The organism is Kitasatospora sp. NPDC058170, assembly GCF_042883905.1.
Lineage (GTDB): Bacteria > Actinomycetota > Actinomycetes > Streptomycetales > Streptomycetaceae > Kitasatospora.
Genome location: NZ_JBHVUV010000024.1, coordinates 148,752 through 171,394 on the forward strand (window position 1 = coordinate 148,752; position 22,643 = coordinate 171,394).

29 protein-coding genes are annotated in these 22,643 nt (G+C 68.8%); 28 read left to right on the forward strand and 1 reads right to left on the reverse strand.

Features of this window, described 5'->3' with window-relative positions; genetic code table 11:
- The first annotated feature begins 28 nt into the window (after nt 1-28).
- From rplB to truA, 28 genes are all read left to right on the forward strand, one after another.
- Nucleotides 29-865, forward strand: coding sequence for a 50S ribosomal protein L2 (gene rplB / locus ACFVVX_RS26390; RefSeq protein ID WP_387949105.1), 837 nt, complete (start codon nt 29-31; stop codon nt 863-865).
- 11 nt (nt 866-876) lie between these two features.
- Entirely contained in the window at nt 877-1,158 is a 282-nt protein-coding gene (gene rpsS / locus ACFVVX_RS26395; protein WP_030055821.1) for a 30S ribosomal protein S19, read from the forward strand.
- Nucleotides 1,159-1,219: 61 nt separating this feature from the next.
- Nucleotides 1,220-1,567 carry a 50S ribosomal protein L22 gene (gene rplV, locus ACFVVX_RS26400; protein ID WP_033824229.1) on the forward strand — a complete coding sequence of 116 codons (348 nt, stop codon included), beginning with the start codon at nt 1,220-1,222 and terminating at the stop codon, nt 1,565-1,567.
- On the forward strand, nt 1,567-2,388 hold the full coding sequence (gene rpsC, locus ACFVVX_RS26405) for a 30S ribosomal protein S3 (protein ID WP_387949106.1): 822 nt from the start codon (nt 1,567-1,569) through the stop codon (nt 2,386-2,388). The genes rplV and rpsC overlap by 1 nt, the downstream gene beginning before the upstream one ends.
- Before the next feature lie 5 nt (nt 2,389-2,393).
- The gene (rplP, locus tag ACFVVX_RS26410; protein ID WP_033824227.1) at nt 2,394-2,813 is read left to right on the forward strand and encodes a 50S ribosomal protein L16; all 420 of its coding nucleotides are present in this window, start codon (nt 2,394-2,396) and stop codon (nt 2,811-2,813) included.
- The gene (gene rpmC, locus ACFVVX_RS26415) at nt 2,813-3,037 is read left to right on the forward strand and encodes a 50S ribosomal protein L29 (RefSeq protein WP_030055825.1); all 225 of its coding nucleotides are present in this window, start codon (nt 2,813-2,815) and stop codon (nt 3,035-3,037) included. The genes rplP and rpmC overlap by 1 nt, the downstream gene beginning before the upstream one ends.
- The gene (gene rpsQ / locus ACFVVX_RS26420; RefSeq protein ID WP_030055826.1) at nt 3,037-3,309 is read left to right on the forward strand and encodes a 30S ribosomal protein S17; all 273 of its coding nucleotides are present in this window, start codon (nt 3,037-3,039) and stop codon (nt 3,307-3,309) included. Before rpmC ends, rpsQ begins: the two co-directional genes overlap by 1 nt.
- A gap of 103 nt (nt 3,310-3,412) precedes the next feature.
- Nucleotides 3,413-3,784, forward strand: coding sequence for a 50S ribosomal protein L14 (gene rplN, locus ACFVVX_RS26425; RefSeq protein ID WP_030300391.1), 372 nt, complete (start codon nt 3,413-3,415; stop codon nt 3,782-3,784).
- Between the two features lie 15 nt (nt 3,785-3,799).
- Nucleotides 3,800-4,111, forward strand: a complete 312-nt coding sequence (gene rplX, locus ACFVVX_RS26430; RefSeq protein ID WP_371503333.1) for a 50S ribosomal protein L24 — start codon at nt 3,800-3,802, stop codon at nt 4,109-4,111.
- A complete protein-coding gene (gene rplE, locus ACFVVX_RS26435) occupies nt 4,111-4,680 on the forward strand; it encodes a 50S ribosomal protein L5 (protein WP_030393302.1) in 570 nt (189 codons plus the stop codon). The genes rplX and rplE overlap by 1 nt, the downstream gene beginning before the upstream one ends.
- A gap of 4 nt (nt 4,681-4,684) precedes the next feature.
- On the forward strand, nt 4,685-4,870 hold the full coding sequence (locus tag ACFVVX_RS26440) for a type Z 30S ribosomal protein S14 (RefSeq protein WP_030393303.1): 186 nt from the start codon (nt 4,685-4,687) through the stop codon (nt 4,868-4,870).
- Between the two features lie 277 nt (nt 4,871-5,147).
- On the forward strand, nt 5,148-5,555 hold the full coding sequence (gene rpsH / locus ACFVVX_RS26445; RefSeq protein WP_031063036.1) for a 30S ribosomal protein S8: 408 nt from the start codon (nt 5,148-5,150) through the stop codon (nt 5,553-5,555).
- Between the two features lie 22 nt (nt 5,556-5,577).
- On the forward strand, nt 5,578-6,117 hold the full coding sequence (gene rplF, locus ACFVVX_RS26450) for a 50S ribosomal protein L6 (protein WP_387949107.1): 540 nt from the start codon (nt 5,578-5,580) through the stop codon (nt 6,115-6,117).
- A 3-nt stretch (nt 6,118-6,120) separates the two neighbouring features.
- Nucleotides 6,121-6,504 (forward strand): 50S ribosomal protein L18, encoded by a 384-nt coding sequence (rplR, locus tag ACFVVX_RS26455; protein WP_360631627.1) that lies wholly within the window; start codon nt 6,121-6,123, stop codon nt 6,502-6,504.
- A 48-nt stretch (nt 6,505-6,552) separates the two neighbouring features.
- Entirely contained in the window at nt 6,553-7,176 is a 624-nt protein-coding gene (gene rpsE / locus ACFVVX_RS26460; RefSeq protein ID WP_030055834.1) for a 30S ribosomal protein S5, read from the forward strand.
- Complete coding sequence (rpmD, locus tag ACFVVX_RS26465) at nt 7,176-7,358, forward strand: 50S ribosomal protein L30 (RefSeq protein WP_030300409.1); 183 nt, start codon at nt 7,176-7,178, stop codon at nt 7,356-7,358. The genes rpsE and rpmD overlap by 1 nt, the downstream gene beginning before the upstream one ends.
- Nucleotide 7,359: 1 nt before the next feature.
- Nucleotides 7,360-7,812: a 50S ribosomal protein L15 gene (gene rplO, locus ACFVVX_RS26470; RefSeq protein ID WP_387949108.1), complete on the forward strand. Its 453-nt coding sequence runs from the start codon at nt 7,360-7,362 to the stop codon at nt 7,810-7,812.
- 314 nt (nt 7,813-8,126) lie between these two features.
- Nucleotides 8,127-9,437 (forward strand): preprotein translocase subunit SecY, encoded by a 1,311-nt coding sequence (secY, locus tag ACFVVX_RS26475; protein ID WP_387949109.1) that lies wholly within the window; start codon nt 8,127-8,129, stop codon nt 9,435-9,437.
- Complete coding sequence (locus ACFVVX_RS26480; RefSeq protein ID WP_387949110.1) at nt 9,437-10,090, forward strand: adenylate kinase; 654 nt, start codon at nt 9,437-9,439, stop codon at nt 10,088-10,090. The genes secY and ACFVVX_RS26480 overlap by 1 nt, the downstream gene beginning before the upstream one ends.
- Before the next feature lie 126 nt (nt 10,091-10,216).
- Entirely contained in the window at nt 10,217-11,056 is an 840-nt protein-coding gene (map, locus tag ACFVVX_RS26485) for a type I methionyl aminopeptidase (protein WP_387949111.1), read from the forward strand.
- A 108-nt stretch (nt 11,057-11,164) separates the two neighbouring features.
- Entirely contained in the window at nt 11,165-11,590 is a 426-nt protein-coding gene (mscL, locus tag ACFVVX_RS26490; RefSeq protein ID WP_387949112.1) for a large conductance mechanosensitive channel protein MscL, read from the forward strand.
- Nucleotides 11,591-11,759: 169 nt separating this feature from the next.
- Nucleotides 11,760-11,981, forward strand: a complete 222-nt coding sequence (gene infA, locus ACFVVX_RS26495) for a translation initiation factor IF-1 (RefSeq protein WP_003956442.1) — start codon at nt 11,760-11,762, stop codon at nt 11,979-11,981.
- 33 nt (nt 11,982-12,014) lie between these two features.
- Nucleotides 12,015-12,128, forward strand: a complete 114-nt coding sequence (gene rpmJ, locus ACFVVX_RS26500) for a 50S ribosomal protein L36 (protein WP_003956441.1) — start codon at nt 12,015-12,017, stop codon at nt 12,126-12,128.
- Between the two features lie 179 nt (nt 12,129-12,307).
- Nucleotides 12,308-12,688 carry a 30S ribosomal protein S13 gene (gene rpsM / locus ACFVVX_RS26505; protein ID WP_387949113.1) on the forward strand — a complete coding sequence of 127 codons (381 nt, stop codon included), beginning with the start codon at nt 12,308-12,310 and terminating at the stop codon, nt 12,686-12,688.
- 72 nt (nt 12,689-12,760) lie between these two features.
- Nucleotides 12,761-13,168, forward strand: coding sequence for a 30S ribosomal protein S11 (rpsK, locus tag ACFVVX_RS26510; protein ID WP_030232513.1), 408 nt, complete (start codon nt 12,761-12,763; stop codon nt 13,166-13,168).
- Between the two features lie 140 nt (nt 13,169-13,308).
- A complete protein-coding gene (locus tag ACFVVX_RS26515) occupies nt 13,309-14,331 on the forward strand; it encodes a DNA-directed RNA polymerase subunit alpha (protein WP_030232516.1) in 1,023 nt (340 codons plus the stop codon).
- A gap of 125 nt (nt 14,332-14,456) precedes the next feature.
- Nucleotides 14,457-14,936 (forward strand): 50S ribosomal protein L17, encoded by a 480-nt coding sequence (gene rplQ, locus ACFVVX_RS26520; protein WP_387949114.1) that lies wholly within the window; start codon nt 14,457-14,459, stop codon nt 14,934-14,936.
- Nucleotides 14,937-15,031: 95 nt separating this feature from the next.
- Nucleotides 15,032-15,946 (forward strand): tRNA pseudouridine(38-40) synthase TruA, encoded by a 915-nt coding sequence (gene truA, locus ACFVVX_RS26525; RefSeq protein ID WP_387949115.1) that lies wholly within the window; start codon nt 15,032-15,034, stop codon nt 15,944-15,946.
- Between the two features lie 127 nt (nt 15,947-16,073).
- On the opposite strand, the gene ACFVVX_RS26530 is transcribed toward truA, so the two are convergent.
- Nucleotides 16,074-22,544 (reverse strand): amino acid adenylation domain-containing protein, encoded by a 6,471-nt coding sequence (locus ACFVVX_RS26530; protein WP_387949116.1) that lies wholly within the window; start codon nt 22,542-22,544, stop codon nt 16,074-16,076.
- Nucleotides 22,545-22,643 lie beyond the last annotated feature (99 nt).

The window sequence follows — 22,643 nt, forward strand, 5'->3', positions numbered from 1 at the left end:
TCGATAAGGACGAGGACGAGAGAGCCAAATGGGCATCCGCAAGTACAAGCCGACTACGCCGGGCCGTCGTGGCTCCAGCGTGGCCGACTTCGTAGAGATCACGCGGTCCACGCCGGAGAAGTCGCTGGTTCGCCCCCTGCACAGCAAGGGCGGCCGTAACAACGCCGGTCGTATCACCGCTCGCCACCAGGGTGGCGGCCACAAGCGCGCCTACCGCGTGATCGACTTCCGTCGTCACGACAAGGACGGCGTGCCGGCCAAGGTCGCTCACATCGAGTACGACCCGAACCGCACTGCGCGCATCGCGCTCCTGCACTACGTGGACGGCGAGAAGCGCTACATCATCGCCCCCCGCGGCATCGCGCAGGGTGACCGGATTGAGAACGGCCCTGGCGCCGACATCAAGCCGGGCAACAACCTGCCGCTGCGCAACATCCCGGTCGGTACCACCATCCACGCGGTGGAGCTGCGTCCCGGCGGCGGTGCCAAGATGGCCCGCTCCGCCGGTGCCGGCATCCAGCTGCTGGCGCGTGAGGGCAAGATGGCGCACCTGCGCATGCCCTCCGGTGAGATCCGCCTGGTGGACGCGCGCTGCCGCGCGACCGTCGGCGAGGTCGGCAACGCCGAGCAGTCGAACATCAACTGGGGCAAGGCCGGCCGTATGCGCTGGAAGGGCGTTCGCCCGACCGTGCGTGGTGTGGCCATGAACCCGATCGACCACCCGCACGGTGGTGGTGAGGGTAAGACCTCCGGTGGTCGCCACCCGGTCTCGCCGTGGGGCCAGAAGGAGGGTCGCACTCGTAGCCCGAAGAAGGCTTCGAACGCCCTCATCGTGCGCCGCCGCAAGACCAACAAGAAGCGCTAGGAGCAGGTCAGATGCCGCGCAGTCTCAAGAAGGGCCCCTTCATTGACGGCCACCTTCTCAAGAAGGTGGACGCGCAGAACGAGGCGGGTACCCAGAACGTCATCAAGACCTGGTCCCGTCGTTCCGTGATCTTCCCGGCCATGCTCGGCCACACGATCGCGGTTCACGATGGCCGCAAGCACGTCCCGGTGTTCGTCACCGAGTCGATGGTCGGCCACAAGCTCGGCGAGTTCGCTCCGACCCGCACCTTCCGCGGCCACGTCAAGGACGACCGCAAGTCGAAGCGTCGCTAGTCGCCTGAGCTTCAGCGCCAGAACGACGACTCAAGTGACTTACTCCATTAAGGGGACAACCATGGAAGCCAGGGCCCAGGCGCGGTACATCCGCGTCACGCCCATGAAGGCCCGCCGCGTGGTGGACCTCATCCGTGGCCTGAACGCCACGGAGGCCCAGGCGGTCCTGCGTTTCGCTCCGCAGGCCGCTACCGTGCCGGTCGGCAAGGTGCTCGACAGCGCCATTGCCAACGCCGTGCACAACTACAACCACAACAACGTGGACGACCTCGTCATCAGCGAGGCGTACGTTGACGAGGGCCCGACCCTGAAGCGGTTCCGCCCGCGTGCCCAGGGCCGTGCCTACCGGATCCGCAAGCGGACCAGCCACATCACCGTGGTCGTCAGCAGCAAGGAAGGGACCCGGTAATGGGCCAGAAGGTTAACCCGCACGGGTTCCGTCTCGGCATCAGCACGGACTTCAAGTCCCGCTGGTACGCCGACAAGCTGTACAAGGACTACGTCAAGGAAGACGTTGCCATTCGTCGCATGATGACGAAGGGCATGGAGCGCGCCGGCATCTCGAAGGTTGAGATCGAGCGCACCCGCGACCGCGTCCGCGTCGACATCCACACCGCTCGCCCCGGCATCGTCATCGGCCGCCGTGGCACCGAGGCCGACCGCATCCGCGGCGACCTCGAGAAGCTGACCGGCAAGCAGGTCCAGCTGAACATCCTCGAGGTCAAGAACCCCGAGCTGGACGCCCAGCTCGTGGCTCAGGGCGTCGCGGAGCAGCTGTCCTCGCGCGTCTCCTTCCGTCGTGCCATGCGCAAGAGCATGCAGGGCACCATGAAGTCCGGCGCCAAGGGCATCAAGGTCCAGTGCTCCGGTCGTCTCGGCGGCGCCGAGATGAGCCGTTCGGAGTTCTACCGCGAGGGTCGTGTGCCGCTGCACACCCTTCGTGCGAACGTCGACTACGGCTTCTTCGAGGCCAAGACCACCTTCGGCCGCATCGGCGTGAAGGTCTGGATCTACAAGGGCGACGTCAAGAACATCGCCGAGGTCCGCGCTGAGAACGCCGCCGCCCGCTCGGGCAACCGCCCGGCCCGCCCCGAGGGTGGTCGTCCCGCCCGCGGTGGCGAGCGCCGCGGTGGCGAGCGCGGTGGCCGTGGCCGTCGTCCCGCCTCCGAGGCCCCCGCGGCCGCGGCGAGCGAGGCTCCGGCTGCTGAGAACACCGGAACGGAGGCCTGACCGACATGCTGATCCCCCGTCGGGTCAAGCACCGCAAGCAGCACCACCCCAAGCGCCGTGGCGCTGCCAAGGGTGGCACCGAGCTCGCCTTCGGCGAGTACGGTATCCAGGCCGTCACCCCGGCCTACGTGACGAACCGCCAGATCGAGTCCGCTCGTATCGCGATCACCCGTCACATCCGCCGTGGCGGCAAGGTCTGGATCAACATCTACCCGGACCGTCCGCTCACCAAGAAGCCGGCCGAGACCCGCATGGGTTCCGGTAAGGGTTCGCCCGAGTGGTGGATCGCGAACGTGCACCCGGGTCGGGTCATGTTCGAGCTGTCGTACCCCAACGAGAAGGTGGCTCGTGAGGCGCTGACCCGCGCAGCTCACAAGCTCCCGATGAAGTGCCGGATTGTCCGGCGCGAGGCAGGTGAGAGCTGATGTCGGCCGGCACCAAGGCTGCTGAGCTTCGTGAGCTGGACAACGAGGGTCTCGTTGCCAAGCTCCGTGAGGCCAAGGAGGAGCTGTTCAACCTCCGCTTCCAGGCGGCGACCGGGCAGCTCGACAACCACGGACGGCTCAAGCTCGTCCGTAAGGACATCGCGCGGATCTACACCCTGATGCGCGAGCGCGAGCTGGGCATCGAGACGGTGGAGAACGCCTGATGACTGAGAACACCAACGAGACGCGCGGTTTCCGCAAGACCCGTGAGGGTCTCGTCGTCAGCGACAAGATGGACAAGACCGTCGTCGTCGCCGTCGAGGACCGCGTCAAGCACGCTCTGTACGGCAAGGTCATCCGCCGTACGAACAAGCTGAAGGCGCACGACGAGGCCAACGCCTGCGGCATCGGCGACCGGGTCCTCCTCGCGGAGACCCGCCCGCTGTCCGCGACGAAGCGCTGGCGCGTCGTCGAGATCCTCGAGAAGGCCAAGTAACGAAGCCGATGAGGTACGGCCGTATGTGCATCGGGTCCCCCAGGGGACGCCGGTGTGAGCAGCGGCCGGCCCGTCGACTCTCGTTGACGATCAGGAGAAAGCTGTGATCCAGCAGGAGTCGCGACTGCGTGTCGCCGACAACACTGGTGCCAAGGAAATCCTTTGCATCCGTGTTCTCGGTGGTTCCGGTCGCCGCTACGCCGGTATCGGGGACGTCATCGTCGCCACCGTCAAGGACGCGATCCCCGGTGGTTCGGTGAAGAAGGGTGACGTCGTCAAGTGCGTCGTCGTCCGCACCGTCAAGGAGCGTCGTCGTCCGGATGGCTCGTACATCCGTTTCGACGAGAACGCTGCGGTCGTTCTGAAGAACACCGACGGTGACCCCCGTGGCACCCGCATCTTCGGCCCGGTGGGCCGCGAGCTGCGTGACAAGAAGTTCATGAAGATCATCTCGCTGGCGCCGGAGGTGCTCTAACCCATGGCGAACAGCATGAAGATCAAGAAGGGTGACCTGGTTCAGGTCATCACCGGCAAGGACCGCGGCAAGCAGGGCAAGGTCATCCAGGCCATCCCCGCCGAGAACAAGGTCCTGGTCGAGGGTGTGAACCGGGTCAAGAAGCACACCAAGCCGGGCCCGGGTACTCAGGGTGGCATTGTCACCGTCGAGGCCCCGGTGCACGTCTCCAACGTCCAGCTGGTCGTGGAGAAGGACGGCAAGAAGGTCGTCACCCGCGTTGGCTACCGCTTCGACGACGAGGGCAACAAGATCCGCGTTGCCAAGCGAACCGGTGAGGACATCTGATGTCTGAGACGACTGTTGAGAAGGTGACCCCGCGTCTCAAGGAGCGTTACAACTCCGAGATCAAGGGGCAGCTGCAGGAGCAGTTCTCGTACGAGAACGTCATGCTGACCCCCGGCCTGGTCAAGGTCGTGGTCAACATGGGTGTCGGCGAGGCCGCCCGTGACAGCAAGCTGATCGAGGGCGCGATCCGCGACCTGACCGCCATCACTGGTCAGAAGCCGGCCGTGACCAAGGCTCGTAAGTCCATCGCGCAGTTCAAGCTGCGCGAGGGCCAGCCGATCGGCACCCACGTCACCCTTCGCGGTGACCGCATGTGGGAGTTCCTGGACCGTCTGGTGTCGCTGGCCCTGCCGCGTATCCGCGACTTCCGTGGCCTCTCCCCCAAGCAGTTCGACGGCCGTGGCAACTACACCTTCGGTCTGACCGAGCAGGTTATGTTCCACGAGATCGACCAGGACAAGGTCGACCGTCAGCGCGGTATGGACATCACCGTCGTGACCACCGCTCAGACCGACGACGAGGGCCGTGCGCTCCTGCGCGCTCTGGGCTTCCCGTTCAAGGAGGCGTGAGCCAATGGCGAAGAAGTCCCTCATCGCGAAGGCCGAGCGTAAGCCGAAGTTCGGCGTTCGGGCCTACACCCGGTGCCAGCGCTGCGGCCGTCCGCACTCGGTGTACCGCAAGTTCGGCCTGTGCCGTGTGTGCCTCCGTGAGATGGCGCACCGCGGCGAGCTGCCGGGCGTGACCAAGAGCTCCTGGTAGTCCTCTTCCCGTAAGAGCTCCAGAGCTTGAAGGCACACCAAGCGAAGCAGAGGTGCCCGATCCCACATCGCCCGCTTTTGGGCTCCCGTACGGAATCCCGTAAGGTAGTGGGGTCGGGCCCCCTGTCACGGTTGCTCCGTAGCGACCGCTGATCCTCTTCGGAGGGCTCGCACCCAGACTTACTACGTCGTAGGTCCCCTGCGCCTGTGCCCCGCACTCCTCGGAGTGCGGGGGACCTCGCGCGGAGAAACCACGGCGAGAGAGGCCTGAGGCCATCATGACCATGACCGACCCCATCGCAGACATGCTCACGCGTCTGCGTAACGCGAACTCGGCGTACCACGACTCCGTGGCGATGCCGGCCAGCAAGATCAAGGCGCACGTCGCCCAGATCCTGCAGCAGGAGGGGTACATCTCCTCCTACAAGGTTGAGGAGCCCGTCGAGGGCGAGGTCGGCAAGAAGCTGACCATCGAGCTCAAGTTCGGCCCCAACCGTGAGCGCTCGATCGCTGGCATCAAGCGGATCAGCAAGCCGGGCCTGCGGGTCTACGCAAAGTCCACCAACCTGCCGAAGGTGCTCGGCGGCCTGGGCGTGGCGATCATCTCCACGTCCTCGGGTCTCCTCACCGACAAGCAGGCTGCCAAGAAGGGCGTAGGCGGAGAAGTTCTCGCCTACGTCTGGTAATTCGGGAAACGGAGGTACAGCAATGTCGCGCATTGGACGGCTGCCCATCCCGGTTCCCGCCGGCGTGGACGTCACCATCGATGGCCAGGCGGTCTCGGTGAAGGGCCCGAAGGGGTCCCTCACCCACCATGTCGCCGCGCCGATCGAGATCGGCAAGGGCGAGGACGGCACGCTGCTCGTCACCCGCCCCAACGACGAGCGTCTGTCGAAGGCCCTGCACGGCCTTTCCCGCACGCTGGTGGCGAACATGATCACCGGCGTGACCGCGGGCTACCGCAAGTCGCTGGAGATCAGCGGTGTTGGCTATCGAGTCCTGGCGAAGGGCTCCGACATGGAGTTCCAGCTCGGCTACAGCCACCCGATCCTGGTCGAGGCCCCTGAGGGCATCACCTTCGTCGTCGAGTCGGCCACCAAGTTCCACGTGGACGGCATCGACAAGCAGAAGGTCGGCGAGGTCGCCGCAAAGATCCGCAAGCTGCGCAAGCCCGACCCGTACAAGGCCAAGGGCGTCAAGTACGCGGGCGAGGTCATCCGCCGCAAGGTCGGAAAGAGTGGTAAGTAAGCGATGAGCGTCTCTGTCAAGATCGGCAAGGGCAACGCCTACAAGAGCGCCGCTCGCAAGCGCCGCGCGATCCGTGTTCGCAAGCGCGTCACCGGCACCGAGGTGCGTCCGCGCCTCGTCGTGACCCGCTCGAACCGCCACATGGTCGCCCAGGTCATCGACGACGCCAAGGGTCACACCCTGGCGTCGGCGTCCACCCTCGACGTGTCCATCAAGGGCGTCGAGGGCGACAAGACCGAGCTGGCCAAGAAGGTCGGGAGCCTGGTCGCCGAGCGCGCCAAGGCCGCCGGCATCGAGTCGGTCGTCTTCGACCGCGCGGGCAACCGGTACGCAGGCCGCATCGCCGCTCTGGCCGATGCTGCCCGTGAGGCCGGGCTCGACTTCTAAGCCGCTCGTCGGCTCAGTCGACGGACGTAATCGAGAGAGGTAATTCCAATGGCTGGACCCCAGCGCCGCGGTAGCGGCGCCGGCGGCGGCACCGGCGGTGGCGAGCGGCGCGACCGTAAGCGTGACGACCGGGGCAACGCCCCCGCCGTCGAGAAGACCGCTTACGTCGAGCGTGTCGTTGCGATCAACCGTGTCGCCAAGGTTGTCAAGGGTGGTCGTCGTTTCAGCTTCACCGCGCTGGTCGTGGTGGGCGACGGTGACGGCACCGTAGGTGTCGGCTACGGGAAGGCGAAGGAGGTTCCGGCCGCCATCGCCAAGGGTGTTGAGGAGGCCAAGAAGAACTTCTTCAAGGTCCCCCGTATCCAGGGCACCATCCCTCACCCGATCCAGGGCGAGAAGGCTGCCGGCGTCGTGCTCCTGAAGCCGGCTGCCCCCGGTACCGGTGTTATCGCCGGTGGCCCGGTGCGTGCCGTGCTGGAGTGCGCCGGCATCCACGACATCCTGTCGAAGTCGCTCGGCTCCGACAACGCGATCAACATCGTGCACGCCACCGTGGCTGCTCTGAAGGGCCTCGTGCGCCCCGAGGAGATCGCCGCGCGTCGTGGCCTGCCGCTGGAGGACGTGGCTCCCGCCGCTCTGCTGCGGGCTCGTGCTGCAGGGGTGAGCGCCTGATGGCTCGCCTGAAGATCACGCAGACCAAGTCCTACATCGGCAGCAAGCAGAACCACCGCGAGACGCTGCGCTCGCTGGGTCTGAAGCGCATGCACGATGTGGTCGTCAAGGAGGACCGTCCCGAGATCCGCGGGATGGCCCAGACCGTGCGTCACCTCGTCACGGTCGAGGAGGTGGACTGAGATGGCTGACTCGCCGATCAAGATCCACAACCTGCGTCCCGCCCCGGGTGCCAAGACCGACAAGATCCGTGTCGGCCGTGGTGAAGGCTCCAAGGGTAAGACCGCCGGTCGTGGTACCAAGGGCACCAAGGCCCGCTACCAGGTTCCGCAGCGCTTCGAGGGTGGCCAGATGCCCCTCCACATGCGCCTGCCGAAGCTGAAGGGCTTCAAGAACCCGTTCAAGATCACGTTCCAGGTTGTCAACCTCGACAAGCTGGCCGAGCTCTACCCGCAGGGTGGCGCGGTCACTGTCGAGGACCTGGTCGCCAAGGGCGCGGTTCGCAAGAACTCCCTCGTCAAGGTGCTCGGCACCGGCGAGATCTCGGTTGCGCTGCAGGTGACGGTGGACGCCGTCTCCGGCTCCGCCGCCGAGAAGATCACCGCCGCCGGCGGTACCGTCACCGAGCTCGTCTGAGCCCGCTGACCTCCCACGAGCCCCGCACCTCCCCTTCGGGAGGTGCGGGGCTCGTGTGTTTTCTCCCCCGCGGCCCCCGAACGGGTACGGGCCTCGTTCTTTTGTGTGGCAAACCCGGGCATCCCGTACCCCATGCGTGGGGGAGGGGCCGTACGCGCTTCTTTCGAGTGGCTGCGCACTGTTAGAGTCCGTGGAGTTCCCTTGTAGGCTGCGCTTAGGCTCGCCTGTGCCGTCTGTACGGGAGCCCGAACCGCAAACTCCCCATTCAGGACCGACCCTCCCGCCGACGACGTGCGGGAGGCGCAGGAGGCACCGTGCTCAGTGCGTTCGCGCGGGCGTTCCAGACGCCCGACCTGCGCAAGAAGCTGCTGTTCACGCTGGGCATCATGGTGCTGTTCCGCCTGGGCTCGCACATTCCCGTACCGGGGGTCAGCTTCGAGGCCGTCAATGCTTGTGTGAAGGACACCAAGAACAGCGGCCTCTTCGCGCTGGTAAATCTTTTCAGCGGTAACGCGCTCCTTCAGCTGACGATCTTCGCGCTCGGCATCATGCCGTACATCACGGCCAGCATCATCCTCCAGCTCCTCACCGTCGTGATCCCGCGACTCGAGGCGCTGAAGAAGGAGGGTCAGGCCGGTACGGCGAAGATCACCCAGTACACGCGCTACCTGACCATCGCCCTCGCAGTCCTGCAGGGCACCGGCATCGTGGCGACGGCCTCCAGTGGGGCGCTGTTCTCGGGCTGCGTCTACGCCAACCAGATCGTGCCGGACCAGTCGGTCTTCCGGATCGCCGTCATGGTGATCACGATGACCGCCGGTACCACGTGCATCATGTGGCTCGGCGAGCTGATCACGGACCGCGGCATCGGCAACGGCATGTCGATCCTGATCTTCACCTCGATCGCCTCGGGCTTCCCGGGTTCGATGTGGGCGATCAAGACCTCCGGCACCATCGGCGGCGGCTGGGTCGAGTTCCTCTCCGTGGTCGCGGTCGGAATCATCGTTGTGATGCTGGTCATCTTCGTGGAGCAGGCGCAGCGCCGGATTCCGGTGCAGTACGCGAAGCGGATGATCGGCCGCAAGGCGTTCGGCGGCACCTCGACGTACATCCCGCTCAAGGTGAACCAGGCCGGTGTCATCCCGGTCATCTTCGCCTCGTCGCTGCTGTACATTCCGGCCCTGGCGGTCCAGCTGACCAACAGCCAGGCGGGCTGGGCGACGTGGATCAGGACCAACTTCGTCAAGGGTGACCACCCGGTCTACATGCTCACCTACTTCCTGCTGATCGTCTTCTTCGCCTTCTTCTACGTGGCCATCTCCTTCAACCCCGAAGAAGTTGCCGACAATATGAAGAAGTATGGTGGGTTCATCCCGGGCATCCGGGCCGGCCGGCCGACGGCCGAGTACCTGAACTACGTGCTCACCCGCATCACGTGGCCGGGTTCGCTCTACCTGGGCCTGATCGCGTTGATCCCGATGATCGCCCTGGTCGCCTTCGGACAGCAGACCAACTTCCCGTTCGGCGGCACCAGCGTGCTCATCGTCGTCGGCGTCGGACTCGAAACTGTGAAGCAGATCGAGAGCCAGCTCCAGCAGCGCAATTACGAAGGGTTCCTCCGCTGATGCGTATCGTCCTCGTCGGGCCTCCCGGGGCCGGGAAGGGTACTCAGGCGCACCTGCTCGCCAAGACCCTGTCCATCCCCCACATCTCCACCGGCGACCTCTTCCGCGCCAACATCGGCCAGGGCACCCCTCTGGGGCTCGAGGCCAAGAGCTACATGGACGCGGGCCGGCTGGTGCCGGACGAGGTCACGATCGGGATGGCCAAGGACCGCATGCTCCAGCCGGACGCCGCCAACGGCTTCCTGCTGGACGGCTTCCCGCGCAACCTCGGCCAGGCCAAGGCGCTGGACGAGTTCCTCGCCGAGCACGGCATTGCGCTGGACGGCGTGCTGGACCTGGAGGTCCCCGAGGACGAGGTGGTCCGCCGGATCGCCGGTCGGCGGCTGTGCCGCAACGACGGGGGCCACGTCTTCCACGTGGACTACAACCCGCCGAAGACCGAGGGCGTCTGCGACGAGTGCGGCGGCGAGCTGTACCAGCGCTCGGACGACACCGAGGAGAAGGTGCGCACGCGCCTCGAGGTGTACCACACCGAGACCGAGCCGATCATCGACTACTACCGCCAGCAGGGCCTGGTCGAGACGATCCCGGCCCTCGGCAAGGTGGGCGAGGTCACCCAGCGCGCGATCGAGGCGCTGAAGCAGAACAGCTGAGCAACACAACGTACGTACGGCCGCGCACGCCCTCCGGGGCAGCGCGGCCGTACGGCGTCGTACGGTGGAACGAGTGCACGGCCGCCCGGCAAGGACCGGGCGGGAACCCAAGGAAGGCGTGACCAGATGGTGGAGATCAAGACCCCCGAGCAGATCGCGAAGATGCGAGTGGCCGGGCTGGTCGTCGCCGAGGCGCTGAAGGCCTGCCGGGAGGCGGTCGCTCCGGGGGTGACCACCCAGGAGCTCAACGACATCGCGGACAAGGTCATCACCGGCCACGGCGCCACCTCCAACTTCCGCGCCCACCACGGCGGCCTCTGGTTCCCGGGGGTGATCTGCGCCTCGGTGAACAACGAGGTCGTGCACGGCATCCCGGGGGAGCGGGTGCTCCAGGAGGGCGACCTCATCTCGATCGACTGCGGCGCCATCGTGGACGGCTGGCACGGCGACGCGGCGATCTCCGTCACGGTCGGCGAGGTCCGCCCCGAGGTGGAGATGCTCAGCCGGGTCACCGAGGGCTCGATGTGGGCCGGCATCGCCCAGATGAAGAAGAACAACCGGCTGGTCGACGTCTCCAAGGCGATCGAGGGCTTCATCCGCCGCCAGCCGCTGCCCCCCAAGGGCAAGTGGGGCATCACCGAGGGCTACGGCGGCCACGGCATCGGCACGGCCATGCACATGGAGCCGCACGTCCTGAACTACGTCGAGCGCGGCCGCGGCAAGGGCCCCAAGCTGGTCCCGGGCACCGTCCTGGCGATCGAGCCCATGGTCTCGCTGGGCACCCCGCACACCGCCGTGCTGGAGGACGACTGGACCGTCGTCACCAACGACGGCACCTGGGCCTCGCACTGGGAGCACTCGGTGGCCGTCACCGAGGAGGGACCGCTGGTCCTGACCTCCTTCGACGGCGGCCGGGCCGAACTGGCCAAGCTGGGCATCACCGCAGCTCCGGACCCCCTCGGCTAGCCGAAGGCCGCGTCTGACAAGGGATCAGGGCCCTGGAGGTTTGGACCTCCAGGGCTTTTGTCCTATTTTTATCGGCTGGCAGTGGCTTCGAACGACCAGGAGACAGCAGTGTTCAAGGGATTCCGCGACTTCATGATGCGCGGCAACGTCGTCGACATGGCGGTCGGTGTCGTCATCGGCGCCGCCTTCACCGGTGTGGTGACCGGCTTCGTGTCGGCGTTCCTCACCCCGCTGGTGGGTGTCGTGGTCGGCGCGGCCGGCGACTTCAGCTCGTACAAGGCGACCGTGGCCGGGGTCACCTTCCCGTACGGGCAGTTCCTGAACGTGCTGATCGCGTTCGTCATGACCGCCGCGGTGCTGTACTTCTGCGTGGTGCTGCCGGTGACCAAGGCGACCGCCCGCTACCTGCCGAAGAAGCCGAAGACCCCGAAGCGCCCGTGCCCGGAGTGCCTGACCGAGATCCCGGAGGCGGCCCGCCGCTGCTCGGCCTGCACCGCCCACGTCGAGCCGGTGGCGTTCGCGGCCCAGCGCTGAGCCTGCGGGCTCCGTTTTGGTGCATCCGACGCGCTGGCGTAGGATGGACCGTCGGCTCACTCGTAGCGTGCTTCAGCACGCCCTCTTCCCTCGCGGGTCGGGGTGAACCCAGGTTCGCACGAGCGTGCCGCATACGGTAGCCGGTCCCGGAAGGTGGATCTCGCAGTTCATGGCTAAGAAGCAAGGCGCCATTGAGATCGAGGGCACCGTGATCGAGTCTCTTCCGAACGCGATGTTCAAGGTCGAGCTGCAGAACGGTCACAAGGTCCTCGCGCACATCAGCGGCAAGATGCGCATGCACTACATCCGCATCCTGCCGGACGACCGGGTCGTCGTGGAGCTCAGCCCCTACGACCTCACGCGCGGCCGGATCGTCTACCGCTACAAGTAACAACGCCAGATCTAGACCCGGAGAACCTGAGACATGAAGGTCAAGCCGAGCGTCAAGAAGATCTGCGACAAGTGCAAGGTGATCCGCCGTCACGGCCGGGTCATGGTGATCTGCGACAACCTGCGCCACAAGCAGCGCCAGGGCTGATTGCTCTCCCCCAGCATTTCTCGTAGTACTTCGCGCGACGCGAAAACGTCATAAGCGGGCTGCCCGATCCGTCCCACGAAGGACGGACTGCCGCCCCCGGTCAGAGGCCGGGGCTCCCTCACCGTGAGGTGTCGGAGTAGGTAGCACGCAAGACCTCTGAAGAAACACAGGAGCCATGAATGGCACGCCTCGCCGGCGTTGATCTCCCCCGTGAGAAGCGGATCGAGATCGCCCTTACGTACGTGTACGGCATCGGCCGTACCCGCGCTCTGCAGACCCTGTCCGAGACCGGTGTCAACCCGGATGTCCGCGTTCGCGACATCTCCGAGGAAGACCTCGTGAAGCTCGGCCAGTACATCGACGCCAACTACACGGTCGAGGGTGACCTCCGCCGTGAGGTGGCCGCCGACATCCGCCGCAAGGTCGAGATCGGCTGCTACGAGGGTCTGCGTCACCGCCGCGGCCTGCCGGTCCGCGGTCAGCGCACCCACACCAACGCGCGTACCCGCAAGGGCCCGCGTCGCGCGATTGCCGGCAAGAAGAAGCCGGGCAAGAAGTAGTCCGTCCCGTAACCGGACATCCCTCCGGCCCGCGGGTCAGCGGACCGACCACCTCAGTAGGAGAACAGACTTATGCCCCCCAAGGGTCGTCAGGCTGCCGGCGCGAAGAAGATCCGCCGCAAGGAAAAGAAGAACGTCGCTCACGGCCACGCGCACATCAAGAGCACGTTCAACAACACCATCGTTTCGATCACCGACCCCGCGGGCAACGTGATCTCCTGGGCCTCCGCCGGTCACGTCGGCTTCAAGGGCTCGCGCAAGTCCACCCCGTTCGCCGCGCAGATGGCCGCCGAGGCCGCTGCCCGTCGCGCGCAGGAGCACGGCATGCGCAAGGTTGACGTCTTCGTCAAGGGTCCGGGCTCCGGCCGCGAGACCGCGATCCGTTCGCTCCAGGCCACCGGCCTGGAGGTCGGCTCGATCCAGGACGTCACCCCCACCCCGCACAACGGCTGCCGTCCGCCGAAGCGCCGCCGCGTCTGACGCAGCGCCTTCGGGCACCGGTATTGCTTTAAACCACGTACGGGGTCCCGCGCAGCGCACGTCGCTGCGGGCGGGACCCCGTACGCTGGTTCTGTTCGGCATCAAATAGTGGGTGCCGAAGACAACTGGAGGATCTGAACATGCTGATCGCTCAGCGCCCCTCGCTGACCGAAGAGGTCGTCGACGAATTCCGCTCGCGGTTCGTGATCGAGCCGCTGGAGCCGGGCTTCGGCTACACCCTCGGCAACTCCCTGCGCCGTACCCTCCTGTCCTCGATCCCGGGTGCCGCTGTCACCAGCATCCGCGTCGACGGCGTCCTGCACGAGTTCACCACCGTGCCGGGCGTCAAGGAGGACGTCACCGACCTCATCCTCAACATCAAGCAGCTGGTCGTCTCCTCGGAGCACGACGAGCCGGTCGTGATGTACCTGCGCAAGCAGGGCCCGGGCGTGGTCACCGCCGCCGACATCGCGCCGCCGGCCGGTGTCGAGGTGCACAACCCCGAGCTGGTCCTCGCCACGCTGAACGGCAAGGGCAAGCTGGAGATGGAGCTGACCGTCGAGCGCGGTCGCGGCTACGTCTCCGCGGTCCAGAACAAGGCCTCCGGCCAGGAGATCGGCCGCATCCCGGTCGACTCGATCTACAGCCCCGTGCTGAAGGTCACCTACAAGGTCGAGGCCACCCGTGTCGAGCAGCGGACCGACTTCGACAAGCTGATCGTCGACGTCGAGACCAAGCCCGCCATGCGCCCGCGTGACGCCATGGCCTCGGCCGGCAAGACCCTGGTCGAGCTGTTCGGTCTCGCCCGCGAGCTGAACATCGACGCCGAGGGCATCGACATGGGCCCGTCCCCGACGGACGCCGCCCTGGCCGCCGACCTGGCGCTGCCGATCGAGGAGCTGGAGCTCACCGTTCGGTCGTACAACTGCCTCAAGCGCGAGGGCATCCACACCGTGGGTGAGCTCGTCGCCCGCTCCGAGGCCGACCTGCTCGACATCCGCAACTTTGGTGCGAAGTCGATCGACGAGGTCAAGGCGAAGCTGGCCGGCATGGGCCTGGCCCTCAAGGACAGCCCGCCCGGGTTCGACCCGACCGCCGCCGCCGACGCCTTCGGCGCCGACGACCTGGACGACGCGGGTTACGCGGAGACCGAGCAGTACTAAGAGTTTGGGGCGGGGGCGGCTCCCCGGAGCCGCCCCCGCCACCAGGAAAGTCGTGCGGGCAACAGTGCCCGTACGCCCGCTGCGGTACCTGATACGGCCGTAGTCGGAGATTCAAGGAGTAATCCATGCCGCGTCCCACCAAGGGTGCCCGCCTCGGCGGCGGCCCGCACCACGAGCCGCTGCTGCTCGCCGGTCTGTGCCGGGAGCTGTTCCAGTACGGCCGCATCACCACGACCGAGGCCAAGGCCCGTCGGATGCGCCCGCTGGCGGAGAAGCTGATCACCAAGGCGAAGAAGGGCGACATCCACAACCGTCGCCTGGTTCGCAAGACGATCACCGACATCTCCGTGCTGCACACCCTCTTCACCGAGATCGCGCCGCGCTACGAGAACCGCCCGGGTGGTTACACCCGTATCACCAAGATCGGTCCCCGTCGTGGCGACAACGCCCCGATGGCCGTGATCGAGCTGGTCGAGGCGCTGACCGTCGCGCAGACCGCCGTCGGCGAGGCCGAGGGCGCCACCAAGCGCGCCGTCAAGGAGGCCGAGGCGGCCAAGGTCGAGGAGACCAAGGCCGACGAGGCTGTCGAGGCCGAGCAGGCCTGACACCTTCAGGTGTTGCGGGCCCGTTCTCCCCTTCGTGGGAGAGCGGGCCCGTTCGTTGTTCTTGGACAGAAGAAGCAGCCCCGGGAGTAGTAGCAGTGGCCAACGATTGCGTGGAGCAGCCCCCCGTGAAGGACGGCCCGGCCGACGGGTACGTCCGGATCCGGCTCGACCTCGCCTACCACGGCGCCGAGTTCTCCGGCTGGGCCCGCCAGCGCGGTGGCCGCCGGACCGTGCAGGAGGAGATCGAGAGCGCGCTGCAGATCGTCACCCGCAGCGCCGAGTCGTACCCGCTGACGGTCGCCGGCCGCACCGACGCCGGGGTGCACGCGCGCGGCCAGGTCGCCCACGTCGACCTCCCGGACGAGCTCTGGGCCGAGCACGGCGGGAAGCTGCTGCGCAGGCTGGCCGGGCGGCTGCCCGGCGACATCCGGATCTACCGGGTGGGCGAGGCGCCGGCCGGCTTCGACGCCCGGTTCTCGGCGATCTGGCGCCGGTACGCCTACCGGGTCGCCGACCACCCCGGCGGGGTCGACCCGCTGCTGCGCGGGCACGTGCTCTGGCACGACCGGCCGCTGGACGTCGACCGGATGAACGAGGCCGCCGAGCTGCTGCTCGGCGAGCACGACTTCGCGGCGTACTGCAAGAAGCGCGAGGGCGCGACCACCATCCGCACCCTGCTGGAGCTGCACTGGGACCGGGTCCCGGTGGACGCCTACGCGACGCAGGAGGGCTCGCTCGCGGTCGCCACCGTCCGGGCCGACGCCTTCTGCCACAACATGGTCCGGGCCCTGGTCGGCGCGATGCTGCTGGTCGGCGACGGGCACCGGCCGGTGGACTTCCCCGGGGAGGTGCTCGCCGGCGGGGTGCGCAACTCCGCGGTCAACGTGATCCGGCCGTACGGGCTGACGCTGGAGGAGGTCGGCTACCCGCCGGACGACCAGCTCGCCGCGCGCAACCGGGCCGCCCGGCGGATGCGGACGCTGCCCGGTGCCGACCGGGTGGCGGGCTGACCGGGGCTGCCGAGGGCCGGGGTTAGCAACGAAGGGTTCCGCCCGGTCCGGTCGACCGGGCGGAACCCTTCAGTCGTTCCCGGACAAGGGCCGGCGGCCTTCGCCGACCCCCGTCCGCGGTGTCAGGTCAGCCGAGGATCCCCTCGCCGTCCGACTCCGGCCGCCCCGCCATGGCGTTCCACGCTTCGAGCAGCCGGTCGGGCTCGACCAGCTCCGCGTGGGTGCAGGGGATCCGGTGCTCCCGGACCCCGCCGGCCGCGTAGGGCTCCCAGATCTCGACCGGGCGGGCACTCTCCCGCTTGTCGTCGGTCGCGACGACGAGCAGCAGCTCCCCGTCGAAGGTGCGGGGCGTGTGCTCGCGCATCAGCCTGGCGTTGTTCCGGATCACCCGGGCGGCCGTCTCCACCTCCTCGTCGGTGAGCTCGATGGCCGAGTCACCCCCCTGGCGGATGATGTCCGCGAGGTCGGCCATCTCGGCCATCTCGGCCTGGTCGGCCTGGTCGGCCTGGTCGGCCGGGTCGCTGGAATCGCTCGGCGGCGCGAGCGGCGTCCCGTCCGGGGAGACGGACACCATGGTCTCCAGCAGGTTCAACGGGTAGGAGTCCAGCAGGGTCAGCCCCGCCACCTCCTCGCCGTCGGCCCTGAGCTGTGCCGCCATCTCGTGCGCGACCACGCCGCCGAAGGACCAGCCCAGGAGGTGGTACGGGCCGGACGCCTGGACGGTGCGGATCTGCTCGACGTACTCCGCCGCCATCTCCGCGATGGAGCCGGGCAGCTCGGGCGAACCGTCGAGGCCCCGGGCCTGCACCCCGTAGAGCGGGTGCTCCGTCGGCACGATGCGGGCCAGCGGCGAGTAGCACCAGCTCAGCCCCCCGCCGGGGTGGATGCAGAACAGGGGCGCGCGCTCCCCGTGCGGCCGGATCGGCAGGAGCATGCCGATGGCGTCCCGGGTCGAGCCGAGGCCCAGCCGGGCGCCGAGACCGGCGATGGTGGGTGCCTCGAACAGGGCGCGGATGCCGACCTCGATGCCCAGCACGGTACGGATCCGGCTGACCAACCGGGTCGCGAGGAGGGAGTGCCCGCCGAGCTCGAAGAAGTTGTCGTCGATGCCGACGCCCGGCAGACCGAGGACCTCGGCGAAGACCGTGCAGAGGACTTCTTCCTGGGCGGTGCGGGGCGCCCGTCCGGAGGCGCCGGCCGCGTAGTCCGGTGCGGGCAGCGCCCGGTGGTCGAGCTTGCCGTTGGCGGTGAGCGGCAGGGCCTCCAGCTGCACGATGGCGCTGGGGACCATGTAGTCGGGGAGCTCCGAGGCGATGTGCTTGCGCAGCAGCTCGGTGTCCAGGGTGTGCGGTGTGGTGGGGACGACGTAGGCGACGAGGCGCTTGTCGCCGGGGTTGTCCTCGCGGGCGACGGCGGTGGCCTGGGCGATGGAGGTGTGTGCGGCCAGGACCGACTCGACCTCGCCGAGCTCGATGCGGAAGCCGCGGATCTTGACCTGGTCGTCGGTGCGGCTCACGTACTCCAGGTTGCCGTCGGCGCGCCAGCGCACCAGGTCGCCGGTGCGGTACATCCGCTCGCCGGCCTGGCCGTACGGGTTGGCGACGAAGCGCTCGGCGGACAGGCCCGGACGGCCCAGGTAGCCGCGGGCGAGCTGGGTGCCGGCGAGGTAGAGCTCGCCGACGGTGCCGGGCGGGACGGGCTGGAGCCGCGTGTCCAGCACGAAGACCCGGGTGTTCCAGATCGGGTGCCCGATGGGGACGGCCCGGTCCGGTACCGCGTCCGAGGTAAGGACCCGGTACTCCATGCACCCGACCGTCGCCTCGGTCGGACCGTACTCGTTCACCACGGTGGCCCCCGGGCGGACGGTGCGCCAGGCGTCGAGGACCTCGCCGAGCAGCTGCTCGCCGCCGACGACCAGCTCGCCGCTCGGCGAGAAGCCCTCGGGGAGCACGGAGAGCAGGGGTATGTGGCTGGGCGTGCCCTTGAGGAAGGTCAGCCGCTCGCTGCCCCGGACGCGCGCGCCGTCCTCCAGGGGGGCGATCTCGATGCAGCCGCCGCTGATCAGCGGTGCGTACAGCGTCGTCACGGCGAGGTCGAAGGCGACCGAGGAGTGCAGCAGGGTCCCGCCCCGGACGGACGGATAGGCCTCGACGCTCCACCGCAGGTAGTGGGCCAGGGCGCTGTGCTCGATCACGACGCCCTTGGGGCGGCCGGTGGAGCCGGAGGTGTAGATGACGTAGGCGGGGTGGTGGGGCAGGAGGGCGGTCTCGGGGTTTCCGGTGTCGAGGTCGGCGAGGCGGGTGAGGGTGTCCGGGTCGTCGAGGACGATCCGGGTGGTGGCCCCGGGCAGGGTCTGCTGCGTGCGCTCGCTGGTGATGACCAGGGCGGGTCGGGCGTCGGCCAGCATGTAGCCGATGCGGTCGGTGGGGTAGTTGGGGTCGATGGGGAGGTAGGCGCCGCCGGCCTTGAGGACCGCGAGGAGCGCGGTGACGAGGTCGGTGGAGCGCTCCAGGTGGACGGCGACCAGGGTCTCCGGGCCGACGCCGTGCTCGGTCAGCAGGTGGGCGAGGCGGTTGGCGCGCTCGTTCAGCTCCGCGTAGGTCGACTCGGTGCCCTGGTGGACGAGGGCGGTGGCGTCGGGGGTGCGGGCGGCCTGGGCCTGGAACAGCGCGGGCAGCGTCGCGGCGGGCAGGTCCCGGGCGGTGTCGTTCCAGCCGGTGAGGATCAGCTCGCGCTCGGCCGGGTCCAGGATCTCGATCCGGCTGACCGGCTGCTGCGGGTCCGCGACGGCGGCGCGCAGGACGCGGGTGAGGCGTCGGCCCATGACGGTGACGGTCGCGCGGTCGAAGAGGTCGACGGCGAAGGTGATGGCTCCCTGGAGGCCGGCGGGCCGGCCCTGTCCGTCGAAGAGTTCGCCGAACTGGAAGTCCAGGTCGAACTTCGCGGGGAGCTCACCGCTGGGCAGCGCCGTGGCGGTGAGGCCGGGGAGGTGGAGCTGGGTGGTGGTGTTGTTCTGGAGGGTGAGCATGACCTGGAACAGCGGGTGCCGGGCCATGGAGCGGGTGGGGGCGAGGTCCTCGACGAGGCGCTCGAAGGGGATGTCCTGGTTGGCGAAGGCGCCGAGGCCGCTGTCCTGGACGCGGCCGAGGAGCTCGTCGAAGGTCGGGTCGCCGTCCAGGTCGGTTCGCATGACGAGGGTGTTGATGAAGAACCCGACCAGGTCGTCGAGGGCTTCGTCGGTGCGTCCGGCGATGGGGGTGCCGACGGGGATGTCGGTGCCGGCGCCGAGGCGGGAGAGCAGGGTGGCCAGGGCTGCCTGGAGGACCATGAACATGGTGACGCCGCGGGAGCGGGCGAGGTCGGCGAGCTGCTGGTGCAGGTCGGCGGGCACCTCGACGGGCAGGGTGGCGCCGTGGTGGGTGGCCATGGCCGGGCGGGGCCGGTCGGTGGGCAGCTGGAGCTCTTCCGGGAGGCCGGCCAGGGCCTCGCGCCAGTGGGCGAGCTGCTGGGACAGGACGCTCTCGGGGTCGGTGTCGTCCCCGAGGAGCTTCTGCTGCCACAGGGTGTAGTCGGCGTACTGCACCGGCAGCGGCTGCCACACCGGCGCGTTGTCGTTGAGTCGGGCCGCGTAGGCCTGGGAGATGTCGCGGGCGAGCGGGCCCATGGACCAGCCGTCGCCCGCGATGTGGTGCACGACCAGAACGAGCACGTGCTCGTTCGCGGAGGTGCTGAACAGCTCGGCGCGCAGCGGCACCTGGGCGGACAGGTCGAAGACGTACCCGGCCGCGTCGGCGAGGGCCTGCTCCAGCGCGGCCTCCGCGACCTCGGTGACGGGCAGCTCGAAGGCGACCGCCGCCGGGTCGAGGACGTGCTGGTGCGGTCGGCCGTCGGCGGTGCGGAACACCGTGCGCAGCACCTCGTGGCGCCCGATGACGTCGCCGAGCGCGGCCCGCAGGGCCTCACGGTCCAGGGCGCCGCTGAGCCGCAGGGCCGCCGGGATGTTGTAGGTGGCGCTGGGGCCTTCGAGTTCGCCGAGGAACCACAGTCGGCGCTGGGCGGCGGACAGCGGCACCGCGTCCGGGCGCTCGCCCGCGGTCAGCGCGGGCCGGGCAGCACCGGCCCCGCCCAGACGGGCGGCCAGACCGGCGACGGTCGGCGCCTCGAACAGGGCGCGGATGCCGACCTCGATGCCCAGCGCGGTACGGATGCGGCTGACCAGCCGCGTCGCCAGCAGGGAGTGGCCGCCGAGCTCGAAGAAGCTGTCGTCGATGGTCACGGAGGTGACACCGAGGACCTCGGCGAAGACGGCGCAGAGGGCTTCTTCCTGCTCGGTGCGGGGTGCGCGGCCGGAGCCGGCCGCCGTGAACTCCGGTGCGGGCAGGGCCTTGCGGTCGAGCTTGCCGTTGGCCGTCAGCGGCAGGGTCTCCAGCAGCACGATCGCGCTGGGGACCATGTAGTCGGGGAGCCCCGAGGCGAGGTGCTCGCGCAGCTGCTCGGTGTCCACGGCCTCCGGTGAGACCGGGACGACGTAGCCGATCAGGCGCTTGTCGCCGGGGTTGTCCTCGCGGACGAGGACGGTGGCCTGGGCCACGGCCGGGTGGCCGGCCAGCACCGACTCGACCTCGCCGAGCTCGATGCGGAAGCCGCGGATCTTCACCTGGTCGTCGGCACGGCCGGCGAACTCCAGGCTGCCGTCCGCGCGCCAGCGCACCAGGTCACCCGTGCGGTACATCCGCTCGCCGGCCTCGCCGAAGGGGTCGGCGACGAAGCGCTCGGCCGTCAGCTCCGGACGGTTCAGGTAGCCGCGGGCCAGACCCGCACCCGCCACGTACAGCTCACCCACGGCGCCGGCCGGGACCAGCTGCAGCCCGCCGTCGAGGACGTAGACGGCGGTGTTGTCCAGCGGGCGGCCGATCGGCAGGGTGCTGCCGACGTTCGCGGCGGCGTCCACGGAGTGCTGGGTCGCGCAGAGCGTCACCTCCGTCGGCCCGTACAGGTGGCGTACGACGATCCCGGCGTTGGCCTCCAGTACGCGTCGGACGGCTCCGGAGGGTACGACGTCCCCTCCGGTGAGGACCTCGCGCACGCCGGCGAAGGACCCCGGGTCCTCCTCGGCCATCACCCGGAACAGGCCGGCCGTGACGTGGATGTGGGTGATCCCGTGCCGCACGATCAGCGAGCGCACGGCAGCGGCGTCCAGGTCGCCGGCCGGGGCGACCGCGACCTCGCCGCCCGCGAGCAGCGGAACCCACAGCTCGTAGGTCGAGGCGTCGAAGGCGTGCGGGGCGTGCAGGAGGACCCGGTCCGTGTGGCCGAGGTGCCAGCAGCGGTCCGACGCCAGCTCCACGACATCACGGTGCGTGGTCGCGATGCCCTTCGGCGTCCCGGTGGAGCCGGAGGTGTACATCACGTACGCGAGGTGCTCCGGCCGGGTGGCGAGGGCCAGGTCCGTGGCGTCCTCGATGCCGCTCCCGGTCTCGGGCCCGACGGTCAGGACGGCCACGCCCTGCTCGGCCGCCGTCGCCGCGAACTCGTGTCCGCTCATGGCCGGGTCGACCAGCAGGATTCGCGCGGCGGTGTCCTGGAGGATCAGGTTCATCCGGTCGGCGGGCGCCCGGGTGTCGATGGGCAGGTAGGCGCCGCCGGCCTTGAGGATCGCCAGCAGGGAGACGACCAGGTCGGCGGAGCGCTCCATGAGGACGCCGACCAGGCTGTCGGGGCCGACGCCGTGCCCGGCCAGCAGTCGGGCGAGGCGGTTGGCGCGGGCGTTCAGCTCCGCGTAGGTGAACCGGTCGTCCCGGTGGGTGAGCGCGACGGCGTCGGGGGTGCGCCCCACCTGGGCCTCGAACAGCTGGTGCAGCGTCCCGGCGGGCGTGTGCGCCGCCGTGTCGTTCCACTCGGCGAGGAGCCGGTGGCGCTCGGCGTCGTCGAGGATCCCGATGCTGTGGAGGGGGGTGTGGGGTGCCGTGTCGAGCGCCGCGGTCAGGTTGTCGGTGGCGGTGTGGAGCAGGGTGGCGACGAGGGCCGGGTCGATGGGCGCGCTGGCCTGGACGGTGAGGAGGAAGCCGGTGCCGGTGTCGTCGACGGAGACCGCGAGCGGATAGGTGGCGCCCTCCTGGCTGTGGAGGAGCTCGACGCCTTCAAGGGCGGAGTCGGGTCCGTGCTCGGCGCCACTGCTGTGGCGGTAGTTGAGGAAGGACGTGAACAGCGGCGTCTGCGCGGGCAGGTCGCTGGCCTGCTGGGCGAGGACGAGGGGGGCGTGCTCGTGGACGAGGAGGTCCGCGAGCTGCGTCTGGGTGGCGCGCAGGGCTTCGATGGCGGTCGTGTCGCCGGTGCGGACGCGGACCGGGAGGGTGTTGATGAACAGCCCGGGGACGCGGTCGGCGCCGGAGCCGGCCTGCATGCGTCCGAACAGGACGGTGCCGAAGACGACGTCGTCACGGGTGGAGGTGGCCGCGACCACGCGCGCCCACGCGAGGTGGAACAGGGTGGCCGGGCTGACGCCGAGCCGGCGGGCCTGGTCCCTCAACCGCTGGGAGAGTCCGGCGTCCATCGGCACGGTGGCCTCGGTGCTCGCCTCGTCCGCCCGGGTGGCCAACTGGCCGAAGGGTGCGGTGGGTTCGGTGATGTCGCCGAGGAGGGTGGTGAAGAAGTTCTGGTGTTCTTCGCGGGGGATGCGGAGGCGGGCTTGGGCGAC

Bases quoted from the DNA above. Each gene is read 5' to 3' on its own strand.
- rplB (WP_387949105.1), top strand. From the start codon at position 29: ATGGGCATCCGCAAGTACAAGCCGACTACGCCGGGCCGTCGTGGCTCC.
- rpsS (WP_030055821.1), top strand. From the start codon at position 877: ATGCCGCGCAGTCTCAAGAAGGGCCCCTTCATTGACGGCCACCTTCTC.
- rplV (WP_033824229.1), top strand. From the start codon at position 1,220: ATGGAAGCCAGGGCCCAGGCGCGGTACATCCGCGTCACGCCCATGAAG.
- rpsC (WP_387949106.1), top strand. From the start codon at position 1,567: ATGGGCCAGAAGGTTAACCCGCACGGGTTCCGTCTCGGCATCAGCACG.
- rplP (WP_033824227.1), top strand. From the start codon at position 2,394: ATGCTGATCCCCCGTCGGGTCAAGCACCGCAAGCAGCACCACCCCAAG.
- rpmC (WP_030055825.1), top strand. From the start codon at position 2,813: ATGTCGGCCGGCACCAAGGCTGCTGAGCTTCGTGAGCTGGACAACGAG.
- rpsQ (WP_030055826.1), top strand. From the start codon at position 3,037: ATGACTGAGAACACCAACGAGACGCGCGGTTTCCGCAAGACCCGTGAG.
- rplX (WP_371503333.1), top strand. From the start codon at position 3,800: ATGAAGATCAAGAAGGGTGACCTGGTTCAGGTCATCACCGGCAAGGAC.
- rplE (WP_030393302.1), top strand. From the start codon at position 4,111: ATGTCTGAGACGACTGTTGAGAAGGTGACCCCGCGTCTCAAGGAGCGT.
- ACFVVX_RS26440 (WP_030393303.1), top strand. From the start codon at position 4,685: ATGGCGAAGAAGTCCCTCATCGCGAAGGCCGAGCGTAAGCCGAAGTTC.
- rpsH (WP_031063036.1), top strand. From the start codon at position 5,148: ATGACCATGACCGACCCCATCGCAGACATGCTCACGCGTCTGCGTAAC.
- rplF (WP_387949107.1), top strand. From the start codon at position 5,578: ATGTCGCGCATTGGACGGCTGCCCATCCCGGTTCCCGCCGGCGTGGAC.
- rplR (WP_360631627.1), top strand. From the start codon at position 6,121: ATGAGCGTCTCTGTCAAGATCGGCAAGGGCAACGCCTACAAGAGCGCC.
- rpsE (WP_030055834.1), top strand. From the start codon at position 6,553: ATGGCTGGACCCCAGCGCCGCGGTAGCGGCGCCGGCGGCGGCACCGGC.
- rpmD (WP_030300409.1), top strand. From the start codon at position 7,176: ATGGCTCGCCTGAAGATCACGCAGACCAAGTCCTACATCGGCAGCAAG.
- rplO (WP_387949108.1), top strand. From the start codon at position 7,360: ATGGCTGACTCGCCGATCAAGATCCACAACCTGCGTCCCGCCCCGGGT.
- ACFVVX_RS26480 (WP_387949110.1), top strand. From the start codon at position 9,437: ATGCGTATCGTCCTCGTCGGGCCTCCCGGGGCCGGGAAGGGTACTCAG.
- map (WP_387949111.1), top strand. From the start codon at position 10,217: ATGGTGGAGATCAAGACCCCCGAGCAGATCGCGAAGATGCGAGTGGCC.
- infA (WP_003956442.1), top strand. From the start codon at position 11,760: ATGGCTAAGAAGCAAGGCGCCATTGAGATCGAGGGCACCGTGATCGAG.
- rpmJ (WP_003956441.1), top strand. From the start codon at position 12,015: ATGAAGGTCAAGCCGAGCGTCAAGAAGATCTGCGACAAGTGCAAGGTG.
- rpsM (WP_387949113.1), top strand. From the start codon at position 12,308: ATGGCACGCCTCGCCGGCGTTGATCTCCCCCGTGAGAAGCGGATCGAG.
- rpsK (WP_030232513.1), top strand. From the start codon at position 12,761: ATGCCCCCCAAGGGTCGTCAGGCTGCCGGCGCGAAGAAGATCCGCCGC.
- ACFVVX_RS26515 (WP_030232516.1), top strand. From the start codon at position 13,309: ATGCTGATCGCTCAGCGCCCCTCGCTGACCGAAGAGGTCGTCGACGAA.
- rplQ (WP_387949114.1), top strand. From the start codon at position 14,457: ATGCCGCGTCCCACCAAGGGTGCCCGCCTCGGCGGCGGCCCGCACCAC.